The 26,953-nt window shown below is 51.8% G+C and carries 23 protein-coding genes and 8 tRNA genes; 9 read left to right on the top strand and 22 right to left on the bottom strand.

The features are described 5' to 3' along the window. Positions 1–512 precede the first annotated feature (512 nt). Positions 513–1,370, top strand: a complete 858-nt coding sequence (locus FH974_RS03860) for a co-chaperone YbbN (RefSeq protein WP_047887428.1) — start codon at positions 513–515, stop codon at positions 1,368–1,370. Positions 1,371–1,538: 168 nt separating this feature from the next. On the opposite strand, the gene cueR is transcribed toward FH974_RS03860, so the two are convergent. Next, a complete protein-coding gene (gene cueR / locus FH974_RS03855; protein ID WP_047887429.1) occupies positions 1,539–1,934 on the bottom strand; it encodes a Cu(I)-responsive transcriptional regulator in 396 nt (131 codons plus the stop codon). A gap of 277 nt (positions 1,935–2,211) precedes the next feature. On the opposite strand from cueR, the gene FH974_RS03850 reads away from it, so the two are divergent. Both FH974_RS03850 and FH974_RS03845 read left to right on the top strand, forming a co-directional pair. Further along, positions 2,212–5,220: a cation transporter gene (locus FH974_RS03850; RefSeq protein ID WP_207103495.1), complete on the top strand. Its 3,009-nt coding sequence runs from the start codon at positions 2,212–2,214 to the stop codon at positions 5,218–5,220. Between the two features lie 217 nt (positions 5,221–5,437). Continuing rightward, positions 5,438–6,319, top strand: coding sequence for a TraB/GumN family protein (locus FH974_RS03845; RefSeq protein WP_047887430.1), 882 nt, complete (start codon positions 5,438–5,440; stop codon positions 6,317–6,319). Between the two features lie 102 nt (positions 6,320–6,421). On the opposite strand, the gene FH974_RS03840 is transcribed toward FH974_RS03845, so the two are convergent. The 8 genes from FH974_RS03840 to FH974_RS03805 form a co-directional block, all read right to left on the bottom strand. After that, a tRNA-Pro gene (locus FH974_RS03840) sits at positions 6,422–6,498 on the bottom strand. 39 nt (positions 6,499–6,537) lie between these two features. After that, a tRNA-OTHER gene (locus FH974_RS03835) sits at positions 6,538–6,637 on the bottom strand. Between the two features lie 40 nt (positions 6,638–6,677). Then, a tRNA-Pro gene (locus tag FH974_RS03830) sits at positions 6,678–6,754 on the bottom strand. 39 nt (positions 6,755–6,793) lie between these two features. Next, positions 6,794–6,870 (bottom strand) — tRNA-Pro (locus FH974_RS03825). A 39-nt stretch (positions 6,871–6,909) separates the two neighbouring features. Next, positions 6,910–7,009 (bottom strand) — tRNA-OTHER (locus FH974_RS03820). A 39-nt stretch (positions 7,010–7,048) separates the two neighbouring features. Further along, positions 7,049–7,125: transfer RNA gene (locus FH974_RS03815), tRNA-Pro, on the bottom strand. A gap of 40 nt (positions 7,126–7,165) precedes the next feature. After that, positions 7,166–7,242 (bottom strand) — tRNA-Pro (locus FH974_RS03810). Between the two features lie 39 nt (positions 7,243–7,281). Beyond that, positions 7,282–7,381, bottom strand: a tRNA-OTHER gene (locus tag FH974_RS03805). Positions 7,382–7,667: 286 nt separating this feature from the next. On the opposite strand from FH974_RS03805, the gene FH974_RS03800 reads away from it, so the two are divergent. Both FH974_RS03800 and smrA read left to right on the top strand, forming a co-directional pair. Continuing rightward, positions 7,668–7,808: a DUF3149 domain-containing protein gene (locus FH974_RS03800; RefSeq protein WP_047887652.1), complete on the top strand. Its 141-nt coding sequence runs from the start codon at positions 7,668–7,670 to the stop codon at positions 7,806–7,808. 130 nt (positions 7,809–7,938) lie between these two features. Further along, positions 7,939–8,520, top strand: a complete 582-nt coding sequence (smrA, locus tag FH974_RS03795; protein ID WP_047887651.1) for a DNA endonuclease SmrA — start codon at positions 7,939–7,941, stop codon at positions 8,518–8,520. A gap of 84 nt (positions 8,521–8,604) precedes the next feature. Here the strand turns inward: smrA and FH974_RS03790 are convergent, their stop codons facing one another. From FH974_RS03790 to FH974_RS03770, 5 genes are all read right to left on the bottom strand, one after another. Further along, entirely contained in the window at positions 8,605–9,219 is a 615-nt protein-coding gene (locus FH974_RS03790; RefSeq protein WP_047887650.1) for a LysE family translocator, read from the bottom strand. Between the two features lie 193 nt (positions 9,220–9,412). Then, on the bottom strand, positions 9,413–10,339 hold the full coding sequence (locus FH974_RS03785; RefSeq protein ID WP_084712694.1) for a LysR family transcriptional regulator: 927 nt from the start codon (positions 10,337–10,339) through the stop codon (positions 9,413–9,415). 45 nt (positions 10,340–10,384) lie between these two features. Continuing rightward, positions 10,385–10,861, bottom strand: a complete 477-nt coding sequence (gene ybaK / locus FH974_RS03780; protein WP_047887649.1) for a Cys-tRNA(Pro) deacylase — start codon at positions 10,859–10,861, stop codon at positions 10,385–10,387. A gap of 114 nt (positions 10,862–10,975) precedes the next feature. Further along, positions 10,976–12,646 carry a bifunctional UDP-sugar hydrolase/5'-nucleotidase UshA gene (ushA, locus tag FH974_RS03775; protein ID WP_047887648.1) on the bottom strand — a complete coding sequence of 557 codons (1,671 nt, stop codon included), beginning with the start codon at positions 12,644–12,646 and terminating at the stop codon, positions 10,976–10,978. Positions 12,647–13,001: 355 nt separating this feature from the next. Continuing rightward, on the bottom strand, positions 13,002–14,363 hold the full coding sequence (locus FH974_RS03770) for a Na+/H+ antiporter NhaC family protein (RefSeq protein ID WP_047887646.1): 1,362 nt from the start codon (positions 14,361–14,363) through the stop codon (positions 13,002–13,004). 485 nt (positions 14,364–14,848) lie between these two features. Here FH974_RS03770 and FH974_RS03765 point away from each other — a divergent pair, with 485 nt between their 5' ends. Continuing rightward, positions 14,849–16,732 (top strand): methyl-accepting chemotaxis protein, encoded by a 1,884-nt coding sequence (locus FH974_RS03765; protein ID WP_047887645.1) that lies wholly within the window; start codon positions 14,849–14,851, stop codon positions 16,730–16,732. Positions 16,733–17,218: 486 nt separating this feature from the next. Here FH974_RS03765 and FH974_RS03760 read toward each other — a convergent pair whose 3' ends face one another. The 8 genes from FH974_RS03760 to FH974_RS03725 all read right to left on the bottom strand — a co-directional run bounded on the left by FH974_RS03760 (position 17,219) and on the right by FH974_RS03725 (position 24,431). Continuing rightward, positions 17,219–18,475 carry an SLC5/6 family protein gene (locus FH974_RS03760; protein WP_047887644.1) on the bottom strand — a complete coding sequence of 419 codons (1,257 nt, stop codon included), beginning with the start codon at positions 18,473–18,475 and terminating at the stop codon, positions 17,219–17,221. A gap of 365 nt (positions 18,476–18,840) precedes the next feature. After that, positions 18,841–19,695, bottom strand: a complete 855-nt coding sequence (gene kdsA / locus FH974_RS03755) for a 3-deoxy-8-phosphooctulonate synthase (protein WP_207103494.1) — start codon at positions 19,693–19,695, stop codon at positions 18,841–18,843. Positions 19,696–19,726: 31 nt separating this feature from the next. After that, positions 19,727–20,539 (bottom strand): SirB1 family protein, encoded by an 813-nt coding sequence (locus FH974_RS03750; RefSeq protein WP_047887643.1) that lies wholly within the window; start codon positions 20,537–20,539, stop codon positions 19,727–19,729. Positions 20,540–20,541: 2 nt separating this feature from the next. Next, positions 20,542–20,922 (bottom strand): SirB2 family protein, encoded by a 381-nt coding sequence (locus tag FH974_RS03745; RefSeq protein WP_047887642.1) that lies wholly within the window; start codon positions 20,920–20,922, stop codon positions 20,542–20,544. Between the two features lie 13 nt (positions 20,923–20,935). Continuing rightward, positions 20,936–21,784: a peptide chain release factor N(5)-glutamine methyltransferase gene (gene prmC / locus FH974_RS03740; protein WP_047887641.1), complete on the bottom strand. Its 849-nt coding sequence runs from the start codon at positions 21,782–21,784 to the stop codon at positions 20,936–20,938. Continuing rightward, the gene (gene prfA / locus FH974_RS03735; RefSeq protein ID WP_047887640.1) at positions 21,784–22,872 is read right to left on the bottom strand and encodes a peptide chain release factor 1; all 1,089 of its coding nucleotides are present in this window, start codon (positions 22,870–22,872) and stop codon (positions 21,784–21,786) included. Before prfA ends, prmC begins: the two co-directional genes overlap by 1 nt. A gap of 50 nt (positions 22,873–22,922) precedes the next feature. Continuing rightward, positions 22,923–24,185 (bottom strand): glutamyl-tRNA reductase, encoded by a 1,263-nt coding sequence (hemA, locus tag FH974_RS03730; protein WP_047887639.1) that lies wholly within the window; start codon positions 24,183–24,185, stop codon positions 22,923–22,925. 84 nt (positions 24,186–24,269) lie between these two features. After that, complete coding sequence (locus FH974_RS03725) at positions 24,270–24,431, bottom strand: hypothetical protein (RefSeq protein ID WP_157038333.1); 162 nt, start codon at positions 24,429–24,431, stop codon at positions 24,270–24,272. On the opposite strand from FH974_RS03725, the gene lolB reads away from it, so the two are divergent. Genes lolB through FH974_RS03710 form a run of 3 tightly spaced genes read left to right on the top strand, consistent with a single transcriptional unit; the run spans position 24,430 to position 26,913 of the window. Then, positions 24,430–25,062, top strand: coding sequence for a lipoprotein insertase outer membrane protein LolB (gene lolB / locus FH974_RS03720; RefSeq protein ID WP_107193920.1), 633 nt, complete (start codon positions 24,430–24,432; stop codon positions 25,060–25,062). The genes FH974_RS03725 and lolB overlap by 2 nt on opposite strands. 7 nt (positions 25,063–25,069) lie before the next feature. Beyond that, positions 25,070–25,933, top strand: a complete 864-nt coding sequence (gene ispE / locus FH974_RS03715; protein ID WP_047887638.1) for a 4-(cytidine 5'-diphospho)-2-C-methyl-D-erythritol kinase — start codon at positions 25,070–25,072, stop codon at positions 25,931–25,933. A gap of 32 nt (positions 25,934–25,965) precedes the next feature. Beyond that, the gene (locus FH974_RS03710; protein WP_146149710.1) at positions 25,966–26,913 is read left to right on the top strand and encodes a ribose-phosphate pyrophosphokinase; all 948 of its coding nucleotides are present in this window, start codon (positions 25,966–25,968) and stop codon (positions 26,911–26,913) included. The last annotated feature ends 40 nt before the right edge of the window (positions 26,914–26,953 follow it).

Below are 26,953 nucleotides of genomic sequence, written 5' to 3'. Positions count from 1 at the left end.
TGCAATTGAGTGAATATTCATTCACACAATATCGTGACATCGCTGCACAAAATGGCAGCGATTTTATAAAGTTAAGCATTAAAAACACCGGATTAAACAAAATAAGGGTACCAACCACATCAAAAACAGACAAAATGTAATATTAGTGTCACAGAATACAGATATTCTGTTCCGGTAAGTTAAAGGAAGTGCCCCTTAGTACCAATGACTTACCAAGAACTTTTGTCTGTAGTGCGTTTTGAACAATAAAAGGTGTGGTTATGACATTGCGCCAAATTAATTTTCTCTGTGTCTGTGTGACACTCGCTCTGCTGTTGACCTTTTCCTGAAAAGTGGAGAGCCTGGCTCTCCACTTTTCGGTTTGTGTGTTTTCTCTTCCGCCACGTGATCTTCCGCTCTCTTTCCCTTGAAATTCTGACGTCACTCCCCCATAACATATTCAATACAGCGCGTTAGCTGAATAGTGTTCAGCACTGCGCATCGCCATTTTCCCCAGGGAGTGAAAAGAACCCATGTATGACCCACAAGTATCTATCGAATTGAACGAGCAGAACCTTCACCAGGTTATTGAGCAATCGATGCAGACGCCGGTTATAATCAGCTTCTGGGCATCCTCTATGCCGGAAACGGCTGAAGTAAACCACCTCCTGGAACGCATTGTGGCGTCTTATCAGGGACAAGTCGTGCTGGCGACCCTGAACTGCGAGGCCCAACCTATGGTGGCCGGTCAGTTTGGCGTGCGCAGCCTGCCAACCGTCGCCCTGTTCAAAAACGGTCAGCCGGTAGATGGAGCGGCCGGTCCGCAAACGGAGCAAAGCCTGCGTGAGATGCTGAGCAAACACCTGCCGAGTCAGGAAGAGCTGGCACTGAAAAACGCCCTGGCACAGGTAGATGAAAAACAATACAACGAAGCGTTACCGGTTCTGCGCGAACTGGCGGCGAAATTTGAGCAGAACAGTGTGATCAATCTGGCAATGGCCGAGTGTCTGCTCGAGACGTCTCAGTTTGATGAGGCTGAATTGTTGCTGGCGACCATCCCGATGCAGGATCAGGATGCTAAATTCAAAGGCCTGATTGCCAAGCTGGAGCTGCATAAACAAGCCAGTGACTCCCCGGAAATTCGCCTGTTGGAAGAAAAATTGACAGCCGAGCCTGAGAATCAGGAGATTGCGTTCGAACTGGCCGTTCAGTACAGCCAGGTTGATCGTACCGAAGAGGCGTTGGAATTATTGCTTAAACTGCTGCGTAAAAACATCAACTTTGCCGACGGCGCGGCCAAGAAAACCATGATGGATATTCTTACGGCTCTGGGTCAGGGGAACGCCATTGCCAGCAAGTACCGCCGTCAGCTGTACGCCCTGCTTTACTAAGCGGCTGAACAGGTCAGACGAAAGCCGAGACTGACATCTCCTGAAGGCTGACTGAAGCCCTTTACCAAAGACAGTTCTAACCTGAGCCGGTCGCTTTGCCAAGCCCGGCTATTGGTTATTGTCCCTTAAAGCGATATCTTTATTTTCCTGATGTTTGTTTCTTGTTTGCTAGCCGTCGCAACGACTCAGACCATCAATAATCGGGCATCGTGCGCCCTCATCGCCCGGACACTGTTTGGTTAATGCTTCCAGGGTTTGTTTCATTTCCAACAACTCCCGGATTTTTCCATCAATTTCCAGCAGCTTCTGCTCTGCTTTGGCTTTGACATCCGCACTGCGACGATGGGGATCGCGGGAAAACTCCAGTAACTCGCGGCTTTCTTCCAGCGTAAACCCGACCAGCCGCGAGCGACGGATCAGCAGTAACTCATCCAGATGCCGACGACTGTACTGGCGATAGCCATTTTCAGCCCGCAGCGGAGGCGATATCACCCCTTTGTCTTCATAAAATCGAATGGTTTTGGTGGTCAGCCCCGTACGCTGAGCAACTTCACTGATGTTCATCATTCTGCCTTACAGTTAATGGAAGGTTTTATTCAGTATGCCTCTTCACTGTGACAGTTCGCAAGTCGTAATGTCAGTGTCACCATACCAGCAAAAACTGTCTCTACACCGCAGAAAAACGCCTCAAGCACCCATGATGAAAATTCTTTATCACGCTTCCTTGACCTTCCACTTGATGGAAGCTTTATCATTACTTGTAATGGATAAACGCATTGACTCAAGTAATGCGCGTGTTGTGATAAACGCATTGCTTTAACCTGACAAGCAAGGCTATATGATGGCTGAATTAACTCTTCCCCTAAAAAAAGTCCGGTGTATGAACTGTGCCGGCAAAATTAAAACGGCGCTGACCGAGTTACCCGGCGTGGAATCTGTTGATGTTGATACCCAACAGGCGTTGGTCAGAGGTTCGATGAAAGAGGCTGACGTTGTCGAGGCGATTACTCAACTCGGGTACGAAGTCGATTATGACACTGGCCGGGAAATTGTCCTGCCACTGGCCGGTCTGTCGTGCGGAAAATGCGTCAGCAAAGTCAAGACGGCCCTGGATGCGCATCCTCAGGTGAGCAATGCCGACGTGACCAAGACGTCCCTCAAAGCCACCACCCGTTTGGCAGAAAACGAATTAATTGCACTGATCGAATCGCTTGGTTATCAGGTGCCACGGTCAGAAAATGGCTCTTCCGATGCTGCCCCCGCCACTCTCTCCTTGGCTCTCAGCGGGCTTAGCTGTGGTAAATGTGTCGCGAAAGTTGAAAAAGCACTGGCAGAGCAGCCTGAGATCAGCCAGTTTTCCGTCACCAAAACTTTGGCTACCGTTACCACCACACTGGATACACCAGCGGTGATCTCACTAATAACAGCCTTGGGCTACCAGGCTGTGCCGGATGACTCGGTTTTGCCTGCTGTCATTCCTCAAAATCCGGTTGCTGATGCGGCGAAAGCGGCGGCACCTGAACACTCACAGCCCGTCACTGCCCCCATGGCTCAGCCGTCAGAGCAACAAAAACCTCCAACAGCTCAACCAACAGCCCAGCAATACATGCTGTCCGGCATGACCTGTGCCAGCTGTGTTGCCTCGGTAGAAAAAGCCATTCTGAGCGTTCCCGGCGTCACTCAGGCATCGGTCAACCTAGCTGAGAGGACGGCGCAGGTCACTGGCTCGGCGGACAGTGAACAGATCATCGAAGCCGTGACCCAAGCCGGCTACGGCGCCGAATTATCAGAAGATGAAGCAACCCGCCGCCAGCGCCAGCAGGCTCAGAACGAACAGCTGTACCGCACCCACCTGCGCAATGCCTTTCTTGCCCTGGCTGTTGGTATTCCCATGATGGGATGGGGGCTACTGGGTGGCAGTATGATGATCGCCTCAGCCTCTGAGCAACTGGCCTGGGGAGCCATTGGCTTACTGACCCTTGCTCTGCTGGTCACCACTGGTCGCCATTTCTATGTTAATGCCTGGAAGGCGTTTCGCCATCACCGTGCCACCATGGACACTCTGGTCGCCTTAGGTACTGGAGCAGCCTGGCTGTATTCAATGTTTGTTGTACTGGTGCCGGACTTACTGCCAGATCAGGCACGTCACGTGTATTTTGAAGCCTCTGCCATGATCCTCGGTTTGATTACTCTGGGACATGCCCTTGAAGCCCGTGCCCGCAGCCGCACTTCAAAAGCGCTGGAACAGCTGATGGATCTCCAACCCCAGACCGCTGTGATTGTTGAGCAAGGTGAAGAGCGGGAAGTGCCGCTGGCGCAAGTACAACAAGGGATGCTGCTGCGCCTCTACCCGGGGGCCCGAATTCCTGTAGACGGGACAATCACGCAAGGCGAAAGCTACATTGATGAATCCATGCTGACCGGTGAGCCGCTGCCCGCACACAAACGCGAAGGGGACACTCTGCATGCCGGCACGATTAACCAAAATGGTACCCTGCTGTTCCGGGCCGAAAAAATCGGCCGGGACACCATGCTGGCACGCATTATCGACTTGGTCCGTCAGGCCCAAAGCAGTAAACCGGCGCTGGCAAGGCTGGCTGATACCATTTCGTCGATCTTTGTACCATCGGTAATGATCATCGCGGTTATCACGGCCATGGTGTGGTACTACTTTGGCCCAGAGCCGTCGTCCATTTATATGCTGGTTACGGCCACCACAGTGTTAATTATTGCTTGTCCATGTGCACTGGGGCTGGCAACTCCGATGTCGGTCACCGTCGGGGTTGGACGAGCTGCGGAATACGGCGTGCTCATCCGCAATGCTGAAGCGCTGCAAATGGCCGCCGAAGTCGACACTGTCGTGCTGGATAAAACCGGCACCCTGACCGAAGGAAAACCCCAACTGGTGGAATGCCTGACTTTCAACGGCTACACCAGAGAGACCCTGCTATCGCTGGCAGCATCGTTAGAGCAAGGCTCCGAGCACCCACTGGCGAAGGCTATTCTGGATGCCGCCAAAGCAGACTCCCTACCTCTGCAGCCCCATGGCCACTTTGCAGCCAAACCCGGCTTTGGCGTGGAAGGGGATGTGGCCGGACAGAATTTGCTGCTGGGTAATCAAAAGCTTTTGCAACAACATCAGGTCGATTTCGTGGCAGGCATTAACGATGCCGAACGAATCAGCCAGCAAGGTATCACTCCGATCTTTGTGGCTGTCGGGAATCAGTTAGCAGGATTACTCGGTATCAGCGATCCGCTCCGCCATGACTCCGTCGAGGCGATCAAGCGCCTGCAGGCCATGGGGCTTGAGGTCATCATGCTAACCGGGGATATCAAATCGACAGCACAGGCGATTGCCGCTCAGGCAGGGATCACCACAGTGATCGCGGGCGTATTGCCGGATGGTAAATCCAGCCAGATTCAAGCGCTTCAGGCTGAAGGGAAAAAAGTGGCCATGGTGGGTGACGGCATCAATGATGCTCCGGCCCTCGCCCAGTCAGAAGTCGGGATTGCCATGGGTAGCGGCAGTGATGTAGCGATTGAAAGTGCCCAGCTGACACTGGTTCGTCATTCTCTGCACGGCGTTGCCGATGCGTTGCAGCTGTCTCGTGCCACCCTAAAAAACATGAAGCAAAACTTGTTTGGTGCCTTTATTTACAACACCTTGGGCATTCCTGTTGCTGCCGGTATTTTGTTCCCGTTTACCGGCGCTTTGCTCAGCCCGGTGATCGCCGGTGCCGCGATGGCGCTGTCTTCCATCACGGTGGTCAGTAACGCCAACCGACTGCGATTATTCACTCCGGACGGTCGTCCTCGTACTACCTCAGACAATAAGGAGCAACACAAATGATCGCTCTCATCGGTATACTAACCATTGCTTTTATTATCTGGTGGTTCTGGCTCCATCCTGATCGCCAATAACGTCCCTTCAGGCCCTGTCCGGCTTCCACTGCCGAACAGGGCTATTTACTTTCCTGAACCCCGTTTTTCTCTGAGTAAGCTCTCGTCTAGCGAGCCTCTTCGTTAGCTGTTATAACTGTGTTATCCGCCTTTTCCTCAGGATTGCTATGTTTAAGTCGTTACTTTCTAAACTCTTATTGCTTGTGCCTGTTTTCAGTAGCTGGAGCCATGCTGAACCTCTGGTCTGGATGGCACAGGATAGCCAACGCCAGTTTATCCTGCTAGGTTCCATCCATGCCGGGCACCCGTCTCTGTACCCGCTGCCACAAGCTTTCCTGAACCACTGGCGCAGTGCCAACGCCCTGGTTGTCGAAGCCAACATTCTGGCTCCCAATCAGGCCCGGATTAACCCCGCAATTCCTCTGACTGAAAGCCTGCTCTCAACCGAAGAAAAAACGGCCTTGCTCGACACAGCCCGCAAAGCTGGATTGAAAGTGACGCCACTGCTGAAATCCCCTCCCTGGCTGGCTGCCATTCAGCTGCAAATGAAAATGGCGGACAACGCAGGATTAAGTCCGGCTCACGGTATCGACATGACGTTGTTACGTCGGGCAGAAAAAGACCAACTCCCCATCAAAGAACTGGAAAGCGTTCAGCAGCAAATCACTCTGATGGAACAGCTGGATGACCACGGCAAAGATCTGTTAATGGCAACCGTAGGGGAATGGGAGCAACTGGAAAGCCAATTGCAATGCATGATTTCGGCTTGGCAGGCGGGGGATCTGGCTCAGCTGCAACGCATTTTTGACGACAGCCATTACTCAGCCAAAACGGATGAGTTGCTGATCTATGCTCGTAATCGAGACTGGGCGAATCAGATGGCATCGGAGTACTACCCGCCGGGCAAATACCTGGTCGTGGTCGGTGCCATGCATTTACTCGGCCCTCAGGGACTCCCGGCCCTTCTGAGTCATCAGGGGTTTACCCTTGAGCCGCTGACTCAAAGTGCCAAGGCCATCTGTCCTTCCACACAAAAATACACGTCATAACCCGAAAGACACGTTTAGCACATTTATCTCTGCACGCTGTAACGTTATGACCTAAACACTGAAACGAAAAAAGCCTGCTCTATGAGCAGGCTTTCAAATAAGTGGTCGGTGAAGAGGGATTCGAACCCCCGACCCTCTGGTCCCAAACCAGATGCGCTACCAAACTGCGCTATTCACCGACATGTCGCAGCACGTCATAAAACCTGCCACTTAAAAAGTGGTCGGTGAAGAGGCCAATTCAAGGTATTGGAAAACCCCCGACCCTCTGGTCCGCTATTCCTAAAATCAGGATGCGTCACCAAACTGCGCTATTCACCGACATTGTCGCGGCACGTCATAAAACCTGCCACTTGAAAAGTGGTCGGTGAAGAGGGATTCGAACCCCCGACCCTCTGGTCCCAAACCAGATGCGCTACCAAACTGCGCTATTCACCGACATTGTCGCGGCACGTTATAAAACCTGCCACTTAAAAGTGGTCGGTGAAGAGGGATTCGAACCCCCGACCCTCTGGTCCCAAACCAGATGCGCTACCAAACTGCGCTATTCACCGACATTGTCGCGGCACGTCGTAAACCTGCCACTTGAAAAGTGGTCGATGAAAAGGCCAATTCAAGGTCTTGGGAAACCCCCGACCCGCTGGTCCGCTATTCCTAAAATCAGGATGCGTCACCAAACTGCGCTATTCACCGACATTGTCGCGGCACGTCATAAACCTGCCACTTGAAAAGTGGTCGGTGAAGAGGGATTCGAACCCCCGACCCTCTGGTCCCAAACCAGATGCGCTACCAAACTGCGCTATTCACCGACATTGTCGCGGCACGTCATAAAACCTGCCACTTGAAAAGTGGTCGGTGAAGAGGGATTCGAACCCCCGACCCTCTGGTCCCAAACCAGATGCGCTACCAAACTGCGCTATTCACCGACATTGTCGCGGCACGTCATAAACCTGCCACTTAAAAAGTGGTCGGTGAAGAAGCCAATTCAAGGTCTTGGAAAACCCCCGACCCTCTGGTCCGCTATTCCTAAAATCAGGATGCGTCACCAAACTGCGCTATTCACCGACATAGTAAAAAGCCTTGTAAACTCTTTACTTGCCAACAGCTCTTGTGCTGCTGAGGTGGCTTATATTACTCAGGCCAAGAAATTACGCAAGAGGGAAACCGTAAATTTTATCCGTTTCCCTGTTTAATTGCTTATTGATTTAGCAATTGCGCCGAAAAAGTGATCAGACACGCAGAGGCAGCTACAAGAGTGAAACATGTAAAACACCATTGATCCAGATCATCATAACAACCCTGTTGCATTAGTATCTTACAACCACTATCCCACGACCAAAAAGGAATGACTATGGATTTCTGGTTAGAGCTTTTATTTGGTAATGCAGTCGGTCTTTCATCAATGATTGTCATTTTCGGCGCCTTGGGATTAATGTTGTTTTACGGCGGTTACTTTGTTTACAAAGTCTTGACTGCACCATCTCCTCACTAGAGCCATTTGCAAAGTCTTTTGCTTGCGCCAGGGTCAGACGGTCGGTGATGACCCTGGATTTCTTTTCCCCGCTATACCCGCCGCTCGAAATTGGTATACTCAGGCCATGAGTCTCCAATCTTGAAACACCATGTCAGAGAATAATGAATTTGATCTCTTTCGGGAGATGATGGCCGACGTTGCCCCGCTGGCGCAGGACAAAGTTCAGGTCACACAAAAGCACCAGGTATCGGAGGCCCAACTCGCCCGACGACTGGCCGCGCAAACCCTATCCGATAGTGACCCTGAATACCTTTCCCTAGATTATGCCAAAATGCTCAAACCTGATGATATGGTCGAGTTTAAGCGTTCCGGCGTTCAGGACGGCGTTTTTCGTAAACTTCGTTTAGGAAAGTACGATCTTCAGGCGCGTCTGGATTTACACCGGAAATCGTTGAAAGAAGCCCGCGAGGAAGTATTGAATTTCCTGCGTCAGTGCCAGCGGATGGACATTCGCACAGTCATCATTGTTCATGGCAAAGGGGAAAAGTCGAATCCACCGGCCATGATGAAGAGCTTTGTTGCCACCTGGCTCGAACAAATCACGGATGTGATGTGTTTTCACTCAGCGCTCCGCCAGCATGGCGGCAATGGTGCCTTATACGTGATGCTGAAAAAAAGCCCGGAGCGTAAGCTGGAAAACCGCGAGCGACATAGCAAGCGCCAAGGTTAATCCGTATTTCTTGTGCATATTGCGAAAAACAAAAGGAGCCTGTGGCTCCTTTTTTAATACATTGGGTATTCCCCGGGTTGTTTCTCAGGCCTGAACAACCACCCGCATAGCCAGCAGAATCAATACAACCCCTGACAGACGGTCAATGAGCTGCGCTTTCATGCGAAGTTTATCCAGCACCCGAGGGTTAGACAGCACAAATGCAATCAGGGTGTACCACAATCCGTCCACCAGCAGTGGTGTGGCCACTATTATCGCCCGGCTGGACAATTCTGTCCCGATGGCCACAAACTGGCTGAACAGAGCCAAGAAAAACAGAGCCAGCTTCGGATTCAGCAGAGAAATCATGGCTCCATCGCGCGCCGCTACCAGCAAACTGCTCGGCTCACCGGCAGCCAGCTTCGCCGCCACGCCACCTTTTGAACGCAGTGCGTTAAAACCGAGATACGCAAGATACGCGGCTCCCGCATATGTCATCACCTGAAACAGGGTCGGTGATTGCTTCAGTACCACAGCCAAACCCAACAAGGTCAACAACGCATAGATGCCGACACCTGCAGCGTGTGCCCAAGATGTTACCACGCCGTGTAAGCGGCCGCCTGCCAGACTGTGCTGAGCCACCACAGCCAGACTCGGGCCCGGGGACATGGCACCAAGCATGCAAATCATTAATAGTGAAAGCCAGATACTGAATGTCATAAGATTCTCCTTGTATTGCCAAAAATGTAGCAACGCCAAGGTATTCTGTGAAATCAAAAGAAATCATTAAGGTTATGATTTCAAATCATAGTGCTGTTTTGCTCACTGTCTCCGGCTACCCTGGCCAGGTATCCAGGTGAAAAACCGGCTTGAAAAAACAGACTTAACCCTTGTGGATGACTGAATGCTTGCGTTAATACACGCGAGGCTGAATGGAATACATCGAGCTTTGCATCACTGCCATTACCTGCTCACGGAACCAGCGATGCGCTGGGTCGGCGTCATAGCGAGGATGCCATAACAGCCAGTACCGATGCTCGGGGGTGGTTAATGGTAACGGGCAGTAGGTAATATCAAATAAGGCCTGCATATTCATGGCAATGTGCTCAGGCAGCACCAGCAACATATCTGTCCGACTGACGGTCTGAAAAGCGGAACTGAAGAAAGGAACGGAAAATTTGACGGTACGCTGCAAACCCAGCGCGGACAGTTCCCGCTCGACAAAGCTGTCCTTGTCACCTCCGGCTGAGACACGCATGTGCGGATAACGCACAAGGTCATCGAGTGTCAGCCGAGGAGCCAACGCTAGCGGATGGCCTCTGCGCAGCACACACACCGGAAAATCGGCACCGATCTGGGCCCCGCACAATCCGTCTGGTATGGCAGGTAACATCGTCGAAACCAAATGAATATCAAGTTCTCCCAGCCGGGAGATCTGTTCCGGAGACCAAAGCCGGTAGCTGAGGTTCAGCCGTGGTGCCTGACGCTGAACCCGCTCAACAATATCCGGCAGAATATACTGAGCAACATAGTCGGAAGATGCCATGATCATCGGCCCTTGCCACTGCTCAGGATCAAAACTCGGAGCCGCCAGCAATGCCTCACAACCTTCCAGAATCGCATCCACCTGCAGCTTAAGCTGCAATCCTCTCGGCGTGGGTAACAGCCGGTTCCCTTCACGAATTAACAGCGGATCAGCAAACAGCTCACGCAGTTGGTTAAGTTGGCGGCTGACCGCTGACTGAGTCAGGCACAGCCGCTCAGCGCTGCGACTGACATGGCACTCTTCCATCAGGACCTGCAGCGTACGCAACAAATTCAGGTTGATCTGGCTTAGCAATGGCTGGCTCTCCGTTTTTACTGGCCGTGTTTGCTCTTCAGCTGATCAATCTTTGCCCAAGGGGGCAAATTGGCCGCCGGTCAGGCTCAGCAGATCCGTCGGTGCGAGCTCAATTTCCAGTCCGCGACGTCCGGCACTGACACAAATAGAGTCAAATGCCTGGGCTGATGCATCAAGAAACGTCGGTAAGCGTTTCTTTTGGCCCAACGGGCTGATCCCACCTACAATGTAACCAGTTGTTTTTTCTGCTATCTGTGGATTTGCCATTTCGACTTTTTTACAGCCCGCCGCTTTTGCTGCCGCTTTCAGATCCAGCATCCCGGATACCGGCACAATCGCGACCGCCAGTTTTTTCTGATCGCCATTCAGGGCAAACAGCAACGTTTTGAAGACACGATCAGGATCCTGCCCCAAGACCTCGGCAGCTTCGAGCCCGAAATTGGTATTCGCCGGATCATGATCGTACTGATGAATGGTGTGAGGAATTTTATTCTTCTTGGCCAGATTAATTGCTGGGGTCATAAACTTTTAGCTCCGTCACAAAAGCCCCACTATAGCCCAACCGGAGCACAGACAAAACTGCCGCCCATAAAAAAGCCCCAGCTATCGCCGGGGCTTCGGATGATTCAGGCAAACTTACAGGTAAACCACTTCACCTTTTGGCGCGAACGAATTCACGTCGATTGGGCTGTGGTTTTCCAGGAACTCTTTCAGAACTTCGGCATCCACAAAACCAGTGTTCACATAGCCCGGATGATCGGCCAGTTTCGGATAACCATCACCGCCAGCAGCGTTAAAGCTTGGAACCGTAAAGCGGTAGGTTTGCTTCATGTCCAGCGGCTTGCCACCAATCGACACTTTGCTCACATTACCATTCTGTACCGTCATAGAGATACCGTAGAATTGTGCGTAAGCACCAGAGTCTACCGGCTTGGTTGCGACGGCATTCAGGTAGTCCATCACTTCTGCACCGCTCATATCGGTATAAGTCACGATATTGCCAAACGGCTGCACTTTCAGCACATCTTTGTAAGTGATATCACCAGAAGCAATAGAGTCACGCACGCCGCCGGAGTTCATCACGGCAAAGTCGGCTTTGGCACGCTGCATATGCGATGCCGCAATCAGGCGACCCAGGTTCGTCTGCTCAAAACGCACCACATTACGGTCACCTTCCAGCTTACCGTTTGACTGAGCGATCTTCACATTCAGTTTTTCCTGACCACGCTCCTGATAAGGTTGCAGGAAGGCTTTCACTGATGGGTCATGCGCGATTTCATTTTGAATGAACACACGGTTTGAGCTGCCGTCAGCCAACTGCACTTTCTTTTTCAGGTTAACCGGGATCAGATCGTAGCTCACCATCTGCAATTCGCCGTTGCGGAATTCAAAATCTGCACGACCTACATATTTACCCCACTCGTGCGCCTGCACAATCCAGGTACCGTTCTGCTGATCCGGCTTACAGACGTCGCCAGGCTTGAACTGCTTGTTGTACATGTTCGAGCCTTCCATGCACACGGGTTCCTGAGAGTGACCGCCGACGATCATGTCCAGTTCGCCTTCAGGCAGAAAGCGCGCCAGTGCCACATCCCCCGGTGCATTGACGCCCCGGTTACCGTTTTCGTAGTGGCCCATGTGCGTCGCAGCAATAATCACATCCGGGTTTTCCGTCTTTTTCAGCTCTGCAATCAGCTTTTGGGCTTCTTCTTTCGGATCGCGGAAATCGATGCCGCCAATGTATTCTGGGTTACCGATCTTCGCCGTATCTTCGGTCGTTAAGCCAATAACCGCAATTTTGATGCCCTGCCGCTCAAAAATCTGGTATGGCTGGAACATACGCTTGCCGGTTGTTTTGTCATAAATGTTGGCAGACAGCATTGGGAACTCAGCCCACTCTTCCTGCTGACGCAGCACATTAATCGGGTTATCAAACTCGTGGTTCCCCAGCGCCATTGCGTCATAGCCCAGCATATTCATGCCTTTAAAATCCGGCTCGGCATTTTGCAGATCTGACTCCGGCACCCCGGTGTTGATATCACCACCGGACAGCAGCAAGCTTGTTCCGCCCTCAGCGGCCACGTCAGCACGTAGCTGATCCAGCAGCGTCTTACGCGCCGCCATGCCGTACTCACCGTTTTGGTTGTGCCAGAAACGGCCATGGTGGTCATTGGTATGAAGGATGGTCAGCTTGTATGTCTGGTCGGCCTGCCAACCCTGCGCTGTATCAGTCTGGCCGGCACAGCCTGCCAGCGTGGCAAGAATCACAGCAGACAATGCTGTCTTGGCAAAGAAATGTTGCTTCATGAGGGCATCCCTTATCCTAATTGTGTTCTGGTTTATCACCGCACTTGTGGCGCTACCTCCCCTTTCCGGTGGTTCTGGACGCTCTGGCGCCAGTCACGCAGACAAACGAAAGCACAGGCATCAAAAAAGCCTGCAAAATGAGGAGAAACAGGGAGATAACGAGCGTCAGTTTAAAATAATTAATGAATCTTGTTGTATAGATTTCATCAATATGTTGACCAGATCACTATACCACTCATTCCATTTTGAAATATTGAGAGAGCAAGCATAAAAAAGCCTCCACGACGGGAGGCTTGAGTCATTTCTGTCTTTTTCTGCGTACTTACGCTATCGCATGAAGGCCTGTAGCAATCACTTATGCAACAGCCAGGTTGCGTGACTGGTGGCGAAGGAATACCGCCACAACAGCCGCCAGAGCCAGGAAGAAACAGTAGTAAGAGTGACTGACCACTTCCAGCGGTGACAAACCAAACACCGAGCCCAGCAACAGAGCCTGTGCACCATATGGCAGGATACCCTGCACCACACAAGAGAAGATATCCAGCAGGCTGGCCGAACGACGGGCCGTCACACCATTTTCTTCCGCCAGTTCACGCGCAACACCGCCAGACACAATGATGGCAACGGTGTTATTGGCCGTACACACATTGGTCATACTGACCAGACCGGCAATCCCCAGCTCACTGGCACGCAGGTTTTCCCCCTGAGTATGCTGCTTACTGAACACCCGGATAATCTTGCTGACCAGCTGAGTCAGGAAAGCAAGGCCTCCTTGCTGGCGCATCAGTTCACCCATACCGCCAATCATCATCGACAGCAGGAAAATTTCCTGCATATTACCAAAGCCGCTGTAGATATCCTGACCGAACGTGGCCAGTTGGTACTCAGGCAGTGAAACCAGACCGATACCGCCCGCCAGCACAATGCCCAGGCTCAGCACCACAAACACATTCACGCCGGACACAGCCAGCACCAGAATCGTGACGTAAGGCAACACCTTCAGCCATTCCACTTCCGAGGTTGCCGGTAACTCACTTGGGGTGCTGCTCAGCAGGAACAGAACGATCGCCGCCAACGCCGCAGGCAGGGCAATACGGATATTCTCACGGAACTTGTCTTTCATCTGACAGCCCTGAGAGCGAGTCGCCGCAATCGTGGTATCTGAAATGATCGACAGGTTGTCACCGAACATGGCGCCGCTGAGTACCACACCCGCGGTCAGGGCAATATCCATTCCCGACGCCTGCGCAATCCCCAGCGCAACCGGAGCCACCGCTGCAATGGTGCCCATGGACGTTCCCATCGCTGTCGCGATGAAAGCAGAAATCACAAAAATGCCCGGCAGAATCAGGCTGGCCGGCAGCATAGAAAGTCCGAGGTTAACCGTCGCATCCACCCCACCCGTTGCTTTCGCGACTGCCGCAAAGGCACCGGCAAGCAGGTAGATCATACACATTGCCATAATATCGCCATGGCCTACCCCACGCAGGAATTGTTCAATCGCTTTATTGAGATTTTCCTTACTCAGCAGGATCGCAACGACGATAGCTGGTAACGCGGCTACTGGAGCCGGTAACTGGTAAAAGGCAAAGTCCACACCTTGCAGAGTCAAATAAGTCCCCACACCAATAAATAGCGCAAGGAATATTCCCAGAGGGAGTAGCGGCAGTGCCGAGGGCGTCGGCTCCGTCGAAGTATGTTGTGTTGTATTTGGCATGATGACTACAGGACATCTTTTCTAAAAATTTTGCCTAGCCTAAGGCTTCACTCTGGCAGTGTCAACTTCTAGACGTCTAAACATCCAGAAAAAGACTGTTGTGCAGAATATCACGGCAAGATTGTATTCACGCCGCGCAATACCTCCTGTTTCATAGTAATGAGAGATAGCTGATGGGTAAGGTGAAACTTTTCACCGTCGCTCGCATTTATTTTTTGTGAGCCCTTCAACCGTTTTAACAACGGCACTTAATACCCAAAGAAGGTGGTCGCTATTAAATCATGCAGTGCGTTCAAATCACGGCCATGACACACGAAAAATGGTCAACTTATTGACACCAAAAGACAATATCGCCAATAAAAAGTCATTCTTTTTCACGGTTTTATAAAATTTTTTAATACATGTCACTTTTTCGTGCAACATGTAATAAACCGCTATAAAATCCGCCACGCATCACTCATCCTGACCCGTTGAGAACATTAAAAATGTCACTATCCTTAAAACAAAAGCTCATTGGAGCCAGTCTGTCAGCTGTCGTTGTTATGGCAACAGCACTGACCTGGCTCGCCGCAGACCAACTTTTTGAACAAACCCGAAACGGAATTTATTCCCGCGCCGACAGTCTGGCCAGTGCCGCCCGTGACGGCATTGCTAACTGGGTTAATATCCGCCGTGATATTGCCAGCGCATTTAATGATTACAGTGAAGAAGCTGACGTCGTCCCTTACCTGCAACAGGCCCGCAAAGCCGGTGGGTTTGACGACATCTTCTTTGGTACCCCTGCTGGTGCCATGTACCGTTCACATCCGGAACGTAACCGCGCAGATTATGACCCTCGCACCCGTCCCTGGTACCGTGATGCTCAAGCGGCTGGCAAGCAGCTCATCACCACCGCATACCGCGATGCCATCACCAACGCCCTGCTGGTTACCATTGCAGAACCTGTAATGAAGCGAGGTTCAATGGTCGGTGTGGTCGGCGCAGACGTTCTGATTGATCAACTGATCAACGACGTGATCAACCTGGATGTGGGCACCAACGCCTACGCAATGCTGATCAATCAGCAGGACAACACGTTTCTTGCCCATCCGAATGAATCTCTGATCCTACAGCCAATCAACCGCTTCACGAATCAGTTGACCATGGAGTCGATCAAAGCGGCCACCCGCAGCGGCGAAATCCAGTCAGCCATCATTGATGGTAAAGAGAAGCTATTCTACTTCAGCCAAGTTCCGGATACTGACTGGATTCTGGGCCTGGAAATGGATCGTGCGACAGAAGAAGCCGCACACACGGCACTGCTGCGCCAGCTGATTATTACCTCCATCGTAATCACTCTGATTGTGGTAGGGGCAGTCGCAGCACTGGTCGGTTACCTGTTCCGGGATCTGGCCCGCGTGTCTGACGCACTGGCTGAAATTGCAACTGGCGAAGGTGACCTGACTCAGCGTCTGGAGCCACGCAGCGATGATGAAGTCGGCCAGCTGGCACATAACTTCAACCGTTTCGTCGGCAACATGCACAGCATGGTTTCGACCCTGAATGACGTTTCCAATGCCCTGACCCAGCAGGCGCATGTCACCGCCTCGCAGGCGGAAGAGCGCAGCACCCGCATCCAGCATCAGCAGGATGAGATCAATATGGTTGCCACTGCGATTAACGAAATGGCGGCGGCAACACAGGAGATTGCCGGTAATGCCGACAACACTGCTCGCACTGCGGGTGAAACTGTGCAGGTTTCTGAGCATGGTGCCGCGCAGGTCGGCCAAAGCCAACACTCTATCACCAGCCTGGCGACGGAAGTGGACACGGCGACGGGTGTGATTGGCGAACTGAACACGCACGCTCAGAGCATCAACACCATTTTGTCGACCATTCAGGACATTGCAGAGCAAACAAACCTGCTGGCACTTAATGCGGCCATTGAAGCGGCCCGTGCCGGTGAGCAGGGACGTGGTTTTGCTGTCGTTGCAGACGAAGTGCGAGTTCTGAGCCAGCGCACCCACGCCTCTACGCAGGAAATCCAGCAGATGATTGAAACCCTGCAGCAGACCACAGGGCGTGCGGTAGGCATTATGGAAGACAGTCGTCGTCTGGCAGAAACCAGTGTGGATGATGCCAATGCCGCGTCAGCCAGCCTGTCGCAAATCAACTCGGCAGTGACCAATATCAGTGACATGGCCACCCAAATCGCATCGGCGGCAGAAGAGCAGTCTTCTGTAACCGCTGAGATCACCCGTAATACCGAAGGGATCCGCGATGTGTCCAATGAACTGGCCGTGGAAGCTGACGAAGCCGCGAAACAAGCAGCCGAGCTGTCGGAGCTATCCCACCAACTGCATCAGGAAATCAGCCGCTTTAAGCTGTAACTTCTGCCGTCAGCTGACAGACAGCAGCAACGAACAACGGACAAACCGCCTTCTCGAAGGCGGTTTTTTTATCTTTTGCCGGGCAAGAAACATCCCCATGCATACCGTCAGCCTCTGTTCCTTTTACCGTATTTCGAATACCCCTGCAGAATGCATCACCTGCACTGAAGGTTTATTCCTCCGCGCCGGTTTTACCCCCGAAGCTATGGCCTATTGGGTTGTTCCTGTGTTGCGCCCTTATCATCTGCTCACTTGTAAACGGCGAAAGGCTTTACTTCAGTATTAAGAATTCAAGTAATAAAAACTCACGCGAGCCCCTCGCCTGATCTTCTCCCCGCACCGCAACCCACAGACATTCGGGGGTGCTGAGTGCTGAGTGCTGAGTACTGAGTACTGAGTACTGAGTACTGAGTACTGAGTAGAAATGATAAAAAAGGCCTGCCTACCGGCAAGCCTTTTTCGTTTATCGCAGTCAGTAGCGCCAGGTTAGATCATGCTGAACAGCAGACCGGTAACCGCCAGTGCCCCCATCAGCATAATAAAGTAAGTGCTGGCATTGCCGCGGTAGCGCTTCAGTGACTCAACCTTGAATACCGCAATCATTGGCATCAGGAACAGAATCATCGCGATAACCGGGCCAGACAGCGCTTCCATCATACCCAGAATGCTCGGGTTCATGATTGATGCGCCCCAGATAGCCAGGAACATAAAGACGATGCCGACTTTGTCGATAGTCCCTGCCGACCATGACAGCTGCTTTTGCATCATGCCATTCAGGCTTTCACGTGCCCCCAGGAAGTGACCCAGGAAAGAAGAGGTGATCGCGATAAAGGCAATGATTGGACCCAGAGCAACAATGAACGGGCTATCGTTCACATTAGCCAGATATGACAGTACCGACACGTTTTGCATTTTCGCTTCTGTCAGTTGCTCTGGCGTCAGGCTCAGTACACATGAGAAGACAAAGAAAAGCACAAACGAAATCAGCATTACCGAGGTACGTTTCAGGATCTGCTCCGATTTAGGCTGCGCCTGATCACCGTACTGACGGCGCTGAGCGTGGGTGAAGCTCGAAATCGCGGCCGCGTGGCTAAAGGCAAACACGGTCACCGGGATAGCTAACCACAGGGTATGCGTAAACTGGCCCAAATCGACATCCATTGCCATGTGCGGCATCTGCCAGTTCGGGATCAGATACAGAGACAAGCCAGCCAGAATTGCAGCCAGCGGGTAAACGATCAGCTCGAACGAACGCAGCATCACTTTCTCACCGGCCATCATGATCGAAATCATGCCAAACACCAGTACGCCAGACAGCAGCACACGGTTAGGGCTTTCCCAGCCCATCTGGTTGACCACGAAACTGTCTACTGTGTTAGTCAGACCCACGCCGTAAATCAAAAGAATCGGGAAAATGGACAGGAAATACAGCATTGAAATCATTCGTCCTGCACTTTTACCGAAGTGCTCTTCTACCACATCGGTAAAATCTGCATCGCGACGAGATGATGAAAGTACGAAACGCGCCAAGCCACGGTGAGCCAGAAACGTCATCGGACCGGCCAGAACAGCCATAATAATCAGTGACCAGAAACCACCGATACCAATATTAATTGGCAGGAACAGAATTCCCGCTCCAACAGCCGTACCAAACAAGCTCAACATCCAGCTTGTATCGTGTTTCGTCCAACGGCTTACTTGTTGCTCAGAAATCGCTTCCTGCGTAATTTGAGATATAGACACGCAACCACCTATCCATTCAGCATATTAATCGGCTGTGAGTATGCATATCCAGTATGAAATTCTCAAAGCAACAAGCTAACACATATCACTTAAAAAACCATTAACAAATAGATTTTCATGTCGATTTAAATGAATTTCATAAGAATAAAACTCCAATAAAACCAACTATAACAGAGTTAAAGTACAAAATTTTACACTTTTTAATTTTTACAATAAATCCTGCCTAGTGCAAAGTTATCAAACAAAATGCACATTATGCTTCACATTGATCTAAATCAATGGCATAGCAGATTTCACTACAAACAGACAAAAAAATACCCCTGACGGTAACCGCAGGGGTATTTTATATGGTATAGCCACTCGACTTATTGGATGTCGATAGGCTCAAAGCTCTTGATCATGTCATCCAGCTGTTTTGCCTGAGACAGGAAGGCTTCCAACTTATCCAGAGGGAAGGCAGACGGGCCATCACAGCGCGCCTGATCAGGATTCGGGTGTGCTTCCATAAACAGACCGGCAATTCTTGTCGCCAGACCAGAAAACGCCAGATCAATAGTCTGATCACGGCGACCACCGGACGCGGCTCCCAAAGGATCGCGACATTGCAGAGCATGAGTCACGTCAAAGATGATTGGGCTGCCCTTGGATGCTTTTTTCATTACGCCAAAGCCCAGCATGTCCACAATCAGGTTATCGTATCCGTGCAGTACCCCACGCTCACACAGGATGATCTGCTCATTGCCGCACTCTGCGAATTTTTCCACGATGTTGCCAACTTGACCCGGGCTCATGAACTGAGGTTTCTTCACGTTAATTACCGCGCCGGTTTTCGCCATCGCTTCCACCAGGTCTGTCTGACGGGCCAGAAAAGCAGGCAACTGGATCACATCAACCACGTCGGCAACAGGCTGCGCCTGGTACTGCTCATGAATATCCGTGATGATTTTAACGCCGAAGGTATCCTTCAGTTCCTGGAAAATCTTCAGGCCTTCTTCCATGCCCGGACCACGGTAAGAGTGAACGGATGAACGGTTCGCTTTATCAAACGAGGCTTTGAAGACGTAAGGAATACCCAGTTTGTCCGTCACTTCAACGTACTTTTCACAGATTCGCATCGCTAAATCGCGTGATTCCAGTACGTTCATACCACCAAACAGGACAAATGGCTTGTCATTAGCGACATCAATATCGCCAACGCGAACAACTTTCTGTTCCATCATCATCTCTCTTTTTTCTCTTCGCCCACCCTGCTCAGTGCAGAGTCAACGGCTCTTTGTGGAGTTCTGCCACTTGCAGCTTCAGCAGCTCTGCTGCCGGATCTTCAGGGCATTGCTCAATAAAATATTCATAATCCATGGCCGCAGCATGACTGCATTCCAGCTGCTGATAAATATAGCCGCGATCACGGATTTCATGGGGATCACCCGGCCGGAAGGCGTCCAGCACCACATCACTGCAACGCAAGGCTTCGGTAAACAGTCCTTCACGCAGCAACGCGCTTTTCATAACGGTCAGCCAGCGGGCCAGAATATCAATGGTCTCAGCGGTATTGAAATACTCACTGCGCAGCTCGCTGAACGGGCCGCGATGCCCCTTCAGCCAGGCTCCCATCACTCGCTTGCTGAGGTATTCACCGTCAAACGGATTAATAAACTGCGGTTCCGCGTCATACCACTCAACTTTCAGGACAAACTGGGTCGGAAATCCGACGCCGCGTACCGGCAGTTCCAGCTTATCCGCCAGATACAGGAAAATCGCGCCCAGACTGACCGGGATCCCTTTCCGGCGCTCCAGCACCTTATCCAGAAAGACGTTATCGGAAGAAAAATACTGCTCGTGATCGCCTCGGAATCCCCACTCGCGGTAAAACAGGCGAATGAGTCCATCAAGGCGCAGCGAGGCATTCGGTTCATCCAGTAGTGCCTCTTCAGCCTCTTGAGCCAGCCGATCCAGTTGCACTTTTACCCAACCAGCAGGAAAGGAAGGATCCACCGCCGCCGTCACTTCAATGGCCCCTTCAACCAGAGGCATGTGTGCTAATTCTTGTTCGGTATAATGAAACATGGTTATCCCAGCAATGAAGTTTTGGTCATTGCCAATTGCGCAGCCGCCACTACCCAGCCCAACGCACCAAGGAAGGCGAATGTCTTGAATACTTTGTTACGACCTACTTTGAGGGTAAAGACACCCAAAGCAATATAGGCCAACACGCAGGTCAGTTTCTGCGTCAACCACTCGCCACCCGGGGCAAACGGCATAAAACCGGTGATAAAAATCAGGCCCACACCGGTTAACAACAGCACAGTGTCCACCACATGCGGGGTAATTTTGAGGAATTTCTTCTGGTTCAGCGGGGAGTCGGCCATCATCAGGCCGTAACGTACCACAAACAGCAGCACGCTCAGGGCAATCGCCAACATGTGAAGGTGTTTTACAGCAGTGTACATTATTCTTCTCTCTCTATCCTTGCCAGCAACCCAGAGTAACACGATCCAGGCCGGCATAATCTTGCGCGGTCGAAACCTGCTGGTAACCAAGCGATGTTAAAATTTCGCGCACCGCTTGTCCTTGCTCGTAGCCATGCTCCAGCAACAGCCAGCCTCCGGCATTCAGGTGAAGACGACCTTGCTCACTGATAATACGAATATCAGCCAGCCCTTCGTCATCAGCGACCAGGGCACTTTTCGGCTCGAACCGAACGTCCCCTTGATCCAGATGCGGATCAGTCGCATCAATATAGGGCGGATTGCTGACAATCACAGCAAAACGCTCCTGGCTGTCCAGCGGGCTATACCAGCTACCACTGAGAAAGCGTGCATTCGCGATGCCCAGCCGTATCCGGTTTTCTTCCGCCAGTGCCGCAGCCTCCGGCCGCAGATCGATCCCGGTAACCTGAGCCTGTGGACATTCCGAAGCGATGGCCAGGGCAATCGCGCCGGTGCCGGTTCCCAGATCCAACACGGTACAGGCTTGCGGCGGCATTTTATCCAATGCCAGTTCCACCAGGCGCTCAGTATCCGGTCGTGGGATCAAAGTATGGGGTGCCACTTTCAGTGGCAATGACCAGAATTCACGCTCGCCGACAATATAGGCAATCGGCTCGCCGGTCAATCGGCGCGCTAACAGCGCATTAAACGCGCTCAGCTGCGAATCATCAAGTTCTTTTTCCGGCCAGGTCAGTAAGTAGCTGCGGGGTTTGTCGAGCACATGGCAAAGCAGCACGGCAGCATCGATATGCGGGCTGTCTGAGCCCGCATCACTTAACGCTGATGCTGCCTGCTTCAGCAGGGCATCAATGGAACGCTGCATCAGTTCAGCTCGGCCATTGCCGCCAGCTGATCAGCTTGGTACTCCAGCAGCACCGGTTCAATCAGCGTATTCAGTTCTCCTTCCATGACCTCGTTCAGACGGTAAATGGTCAGGTTGATACGGTGATCGGACACACGTCCCTGCGGGTAATTGTAGGTACGAATACGGTCAGAGCGGTCACCGGAACCCAACAGGTTACGACGGGTACTGGCTTCTTCTGCATGACGTTTTTCTTCTTCAGCCTTGATAATACGCGCCGCCAGCACCGCCATTGCTTTGGCTTTGTTCTTGTGCTGAGAACGCTCATCCTGACATTCCACCACAATGCCGGTTGGCAAGTGAGTAATACGAATCGCAGAATCAGTGGTGTTAACGTGCTGACCACCCGCGCCCGATGCCCGGAAGGTATCAATTTTCAGGTCACCGGCATTAATCTCCGGGATTTCCGCTTCAGGAATTTCCGGCAGTACAGCGACAGTACATGCTGATGTGTGAACACGCCCTTGCGATTCGGTTGCCGGAACACGCTGAACACGGTGGCCGCCAGATTCAAACTTCAACGTACCATACGCCCCATCACCCGCCACTTTGGCGATCATTTCTTTGTAACCGCCGTGCTCAGCCGAGTTGGCATTCATCACTTCAATGCGCCAGCCACGGGATTCCGCAAACTTGCTGTACATACGGAACAGGTCACCGGCAAAGATACCGGCTTCGTCACCACCAGCACCGGCACGGATTTCAATGAAACAATTACGATCATCATTCGGATCTTTAGGAATCAGCAGTACCTGCAGTTCATCTTCCAGACGCTCGATTTCCGCTTTCGCTTCCTTCACTTCTTCCTGCGCCATTTCACGCATTTCCGGATCGTCTTCCTGCGCCATTTCTTCTGCTGTGGCCAGATCGTCTTTTGCCTGCAGGTAAGCCTGGAAGCACTTGGTCACTTCCTCCAGTTGTGAATACTCGCGGGACAGCGCACGAAATTTGTCCTGGTCACCAATTACAGCCGGATCGCTCAACAAGTGCTGGACTTCTTCATAACGCTCAACCAGCGTTTCTAATTTCACTAAAATCGAAGGTTTCATATAGGTATCTACTGAGTTCCACTAATAACAGAGCGCAGTGCTCTGCCGGATTAATTTTTGGCAATGTCCAGTCCGAGGGCTTCTCGGATCACGGCCAGTTTTTCGGGTTCGCCATTATGGGCCGCGTCTTTCATTGCACGGGTTGGGGCATGGATAAGTTTATTGGTCAGCTTGTTACTCAGCTCAATCAGCAGTTTTTCCGGATCGCTGCCATTTGCCAGCGCCTGCAGGCTGCGGCTGAGCAAATCGGATTTGATATCATCAGCCTGGCATCGGTACTGCCGGATACTGTCTACCGCTTCAAGGGATCGCATCCAGCTCATAAAGGCGGCGCTTTCCTCACTGACAATCGCTTCCGCCTGAATAGCGGCCATCTTGCGCTGCTCACGGTTTTTCTCGACGATGCTGTGCAGATCATCGACCGTATACAGATAAGCATCGCTAAGATCGCCGACTTCCGGCTCAATATCACGCGGCACGGCAATATCCACCAGCAGCATCGGCTGGTGACGGCGCAGCTTAATGGCTTTCTCTACCATCCCCTTGCCGATAATCGGCAGCGGACTGGCCGTTGAACTGATCACGATGTCAGCCCGATGCAGGTACTCCGGAATCTCCGGCAGGGTAATCACTTCCGCACCGAATTCCTTCGCCAGATTCTCCGCCCGCTCACGGGTACGGTTGGCCACAATCAGCTTATTACATCCCTGTTCAGCCAAATGACGGGAAACCAGCTCAATGGTTTCCCCGGCTCCGACGAGCAAAACAGTCGCGTCGCTGAGCGATTCAAAAATCTGTTTGGCCAGCGTACAGGCCGCAAATGCCACCGATACCGCATTGCCGCCAATGTCAGTTTCGGTGCGCACTCGCTTCGCCACGGTAAACGTTTTATGGAACAGCTTTTCGAGCATCCCGTGCACAACCTCGTGCTCCCGGGAGTCAGAATACGATTGTTTCACCTGACCCAGAATCTGCGGCTCGCCCAATACCAGCGAATCCAGCCCGCAGGACACCCGCATCAGGTGCCGGACAGCAGCCTGCTCTTCATGAAAATACAGGCTCGGCATCAGATCTTCAGTACTGATTTGATGGAACTTACTCAGCCAGTCAATCATGATCCCCGGACCAGACTGCGACACATCACAGTACAGCTCAGTACGGTTACAGGTAGAAACGATAACACCGCTGTTCACATCGGGATGGTCTTGCAATTGGGCCAGCGCCTGTTTCATTTTTTCAGGCGAAAACGCAACCCGTTCACGTAAGTCTACGGAGGCCGTTTTATGGTTGATTCCTAGTGCAAGCAATGTCATGGAGACGGTGTACCACTTCGCCAATGAAAAAAGATGTAGGGCGGGATTTTACTTGATGCCCCAACTTAATTAAAGAACACAAGCCTAATCAATATGGCATAACACCACAAAACCTGTGTTTTCTTTAACAACAAATTCATCAAGTTCGAGTAAAAAGACTGCAAAATCAACATTAAGAAATTGGTATTCCTCCCTTTTTACCGCTATTGTTTGGCGATAATCCTTTACAAAAACAATGATACCCATGTTGTCTACTCTTGAGCTTCGCCATTGGCATCTTTCTGTTCCGGTCCGTCGCACAACGGTACTTTTTTTCCTGTTTGCCTTTCTGAGCGGCTGTGCCACCTCCCCGACTACCGACCACAAAACCAGCTGGGAAAGCCACGAACAGGCGCTGACTAAACTGACCCACTATCAGGCAGCCGGGAAACTTGGGTATAAAGGCAGCCAACGTTTCAGTGCCAATATGCACTGGGAAACCCGCCCGCGCGAAGACAAGCTGCTGCTGACCAATTTTCTTGGCAGCACCCTGCTGAAGCTCAATGCCACGCCGTCATCGGTCACGCTGGTTAATAACGAGGGGAAAACCTTCCAGGGCCGCGATGCCGGGAAACTGGTTGAACAACTAACCGGCCTGAATTTACCGGTAACCCAAATGCGGGACTGGCTGATTGGCCTGCCAACCGCTGCCGATACCTACCAGCTGAACAAGGAAGGACGCGTCAGCTACCTGGCGAAAGAAATCGATGGCAAGCTATGGCAGCTTGATTACAACGAGTATGATTACTCGGTAACGCCGGCCTTACCTAAGCGTCTGGTTCTGAGCACTACCGGGGTTACCATTACCCTTGTTATTAATAACTGGTCTACTAACTGAGCATACTATGATCACCCGCACGACCCGCTGGCCGGCGCCAGCCAAGCTTAATCTGTTTCTGTACATTACCGGCCGCCGCCCGGATGGGTATCACGAGCTGCAAACCCTGTTTCAGTTTCTCGACCATGGCGATACCCTAACCATTACCGCCAACAACAGTAATGACCTGATCCTGACACCCGCGATTCCGGGGGTGGCGACCGAAGATAACCTGATCTTCAGAGCGGCCGATGCCCTACGTCGCTATGCCAGAATCAAAGCCGGTGCCGACATCCATATTGAGAAAATTCTGCCGATGGGTGGGGGTCTGGGAGGGGGATCTTCAAATGCGGCGACGACCTTGGTAGCGCTGAACTACCTGTGGCAAACCAACCTCAGTGTGGATGAACTGGCAGAGATTGGTCTGAAGCTCGGTGCTGACGTGCCGGTCTTCGTCCGCGGTTTCAGTGCCTTTGCCGAAGGTGTCGGAGAGCAACTGCAACCGGCAGAGCCGGAGGAAAAGTGGTATCTGATCGTGAAACCTGAGGTAAATATCGCCACCGTGGATATTTTCACCCATCCGGGGTTAAAACGTGATACCGAAAAACGCTCACTGAATGCCCTATTGACGGGGGTTTACGAAAACGATTGCGAAAAAATCGTGAGATCACTGCACCCCGAGGTTGATAAGGCACTTTCGTGGCTGTTAGAATACGCGCCGTCGAGATTGACTGGCACTGGCGCTTGTGTTTTCGCTGAATTTAGCACCCAACACGAAGCCAATGCAACTCTCAAAAAATTACCTGACTGGCTCCACGGATTTGTTGCCAAAGGTGTCAACACATCGCCTCTTTTGACAGCCTTGCACGCACTTTCTACGGATTGTCAGTAACTACAACTTGGACGCAACCTGAGGTTTCCACCGTGCCTGATATGAAGCTGTTTGCTGGTAACGCGACACCAGAGCTAGCCCAACGCATCGCTGATCGTCTTTACATTTCACTCGGAGACGCAACAGTTAACCGTTTCTCCGACGGTGAAGTCTGTGTTCAGATTAATGAGAACGTCCGTGGTAGCGACGTATTCATCATTCAATCGACCTGTGCGCCAACTAACGACAACCTGATGGAACTGGTTGTTATGATCGATGCACTGCGCCGTGCTTCAGCAGGCCGTATCACTGCTGTTATCCCTTACTTCGGCTACGCTCGCCAAGACCGCCGCGTCCGTTCTGCCCGTGTGCCAATTACTGCTAAAGTGGTTGCTGACTTCCTGTCTAACGTGGGTGTTGACCGCGTTCTGACTGTTGACCTGCACGCAGAGCAGATTCAGGGCTTCTTCGATGTACCAGTAGACAACATTTTCGGCAGCCCTGTTCTGCTGGAAGACATGCTGGCGAAAAGCCTGGAAGATCCAGTTGTGGTTTCTCCGGATATCGGTGGTGTAGTGCGTGCCCGTGCAACAGCAAAACTGCTGGATGACACTGACATCGCTATCATCGACAAGCGTCGTCCTCGTGCGAACGTTTCTCAGGTTATGCACCTGATCGGTGACGTGGAAGGCCGTGACTGTATCATTGTTGACGACATGATCGACACCGGCGGTACACTGTGTAAAGCGGCAGAAGCGCTGAAAGAACGTGGTGCAAAGCGTGTATTTGCATACGCTACCCACCCTGTTTTCTCTGGCAGTGCCCCACAGAACATCAAAGAGTCTGTCATTGACGAAGTGATCGTCACCGACTCTATCCCACTGTCTCCAGAAATGGCTGCAACCGGTAAAGTTTCTGTACTGACGCTATCAGGCATGCTGGCGGAAGCCATTCGTCGCATCAGCAACGAAGAGTCAATTTCGGCGATGTTCGAGCATTAATCTCGACACTGATCGTTTTCAAACGCCCTGCAATTGCGGG

It is taken from the genome of Photobacterium ganghwense, from assembly GCF_017329545.1.
Classification (GTDB): Bacteria; Pseudomonadota; Gammaproteobacteria; order Enterobacterales; family Vibrionaceae; genus Photobacterium; species Photobacterium ganghwense.
This window is presented reverse-complemented; position numbering and strand designations above follow the sequence as displayed.

Coding starts and splice junctions, on each gene's coding strand:
- lolB (WP_107193920.1), top strand. CDS start 24,430: ATGTTGTCTACTCTTGAGCTTCGCCATTGGCATCTTTCTGTTCCGGTC.
- ybaK (WP_047887649.1), bottom strand. CDS start 10,861: ATGACCCCAGCAATTAATCTGGCCAAGAAGAATAAAATTCCTCACACC.
- FH974_RS03750 (WP_047887643.1), bottom strand. CDS start 20,539: ATGTTTCATTATACCGAACAAGAATTAGCACACATGCCTCTGGTTGAA.
- kdsA (WP_207103494.1), bottom strand. CDS start 19,695: ATGATGGAACAGAAAGTTGTTCGCGTTGGCGATATTGATGTCGCTAAT.
- ispE (WP_047887638.1), top strand. CDS start 25,070: ATGATCACCCGCACGACCCGCTGGCCGGCGCCAGCCAAGCTTAATCTG.
- FH974_RS03800 (WP_047887652.1), top strand. CDS start 7,668: ATGGATTTCTGGTTAGAGCTTTTATTTGGTAATGCAGTCGGTCTTTCA.
- FH974_RS03745 (WP_047887642.1), bottom strand. CDS start 20,922: ATGTACACTGCTGTAAAACACCTTCACATGTTGGCGATTGCCCTGAGC.
- FH974_RS03725 (WP_157038333.1), bottom strand. CDS start 24,431: ATGGGTATCATTGTTTTTGTAAAGGATTATCGCCAAACAATAGCGGTA.
- FH974_RS03850 (WP_207103495.1), top strand. CDS start 2,212: ATGGCTGAATTAACTCTTCCCCTAAAAAAAGTCCGGTGTATGAACTGT.
- FH974_RS03790 (WP_047887650.1), bottom strand. CDS start 9,219: ATGACATTCAGTATCTGGCTTTCACTATTAATGATTTGCATGCTTGGT.
- ushA (WP_047887648.1), bottom strand. CDS start 12,646: ATGAAGCAACATTTCTTTGCCAAGACAGCATTGTCTGCTGTGATTCTT.
- smrA (WP_047887651.1), top strand. CDS start 7,939: ATGTCAGAGAATAATGAATTTGATCTCTTTCGGGAGATGATGGCCGAC.
- FH974_RS03765 (WP_047887645.1), top strand. CDS start 14,849: ATGTCACTATCCTTAAAACAAAAGCTCATTGGAGCCAGTCTGTCAGCT.
- prfA (WP_047887640.1), bottom strand. CDS start 22,872: ATGAAACCTTCGATTTTAGTGAAATTAGAAACGCTGGTTGAGCGTTAT.
- cueR (WP_047887429.1), bottom strand. CDS start 1,934: ATGAACATCAGTGAAGTTGCTCAGCGTACGGGGCTGACCACCAAAACC.
- FH974_RS03845 (WP_047887430.1), top strand. CDS start 5,438: ATGTTTAAGTCGTTACTTTCTAAACTCTTATTGCTTGTGCCTGTTTTC.
- FH974_RS03770 (WP_047887646.1), bottom strand. CDS start 14,363: ATGCCAAATACAACACAACATACTTCGACGGAGCCGACGCCCTCGGCA.
- prmC (WP_047887641.1), bottom strand. CDS start 21,784: ATGCAGCGTTCCATTGATGCCCTGCTGAAGCAGGCAGCATCAGCGTTA.
- FH974_RS03860 (WP_047887428.1), top strand. CDS start 513: ATGTATGACCCACAAGTATCTATCGAATTGAACGAGCAGAACCTTCAC.
- hemA (WP_047887639.1), bottom strand. CDS start 24,185: ATGACATTGCTTGCACTAGGAATCAACCATAAAACGGCCTCCGTAGAC.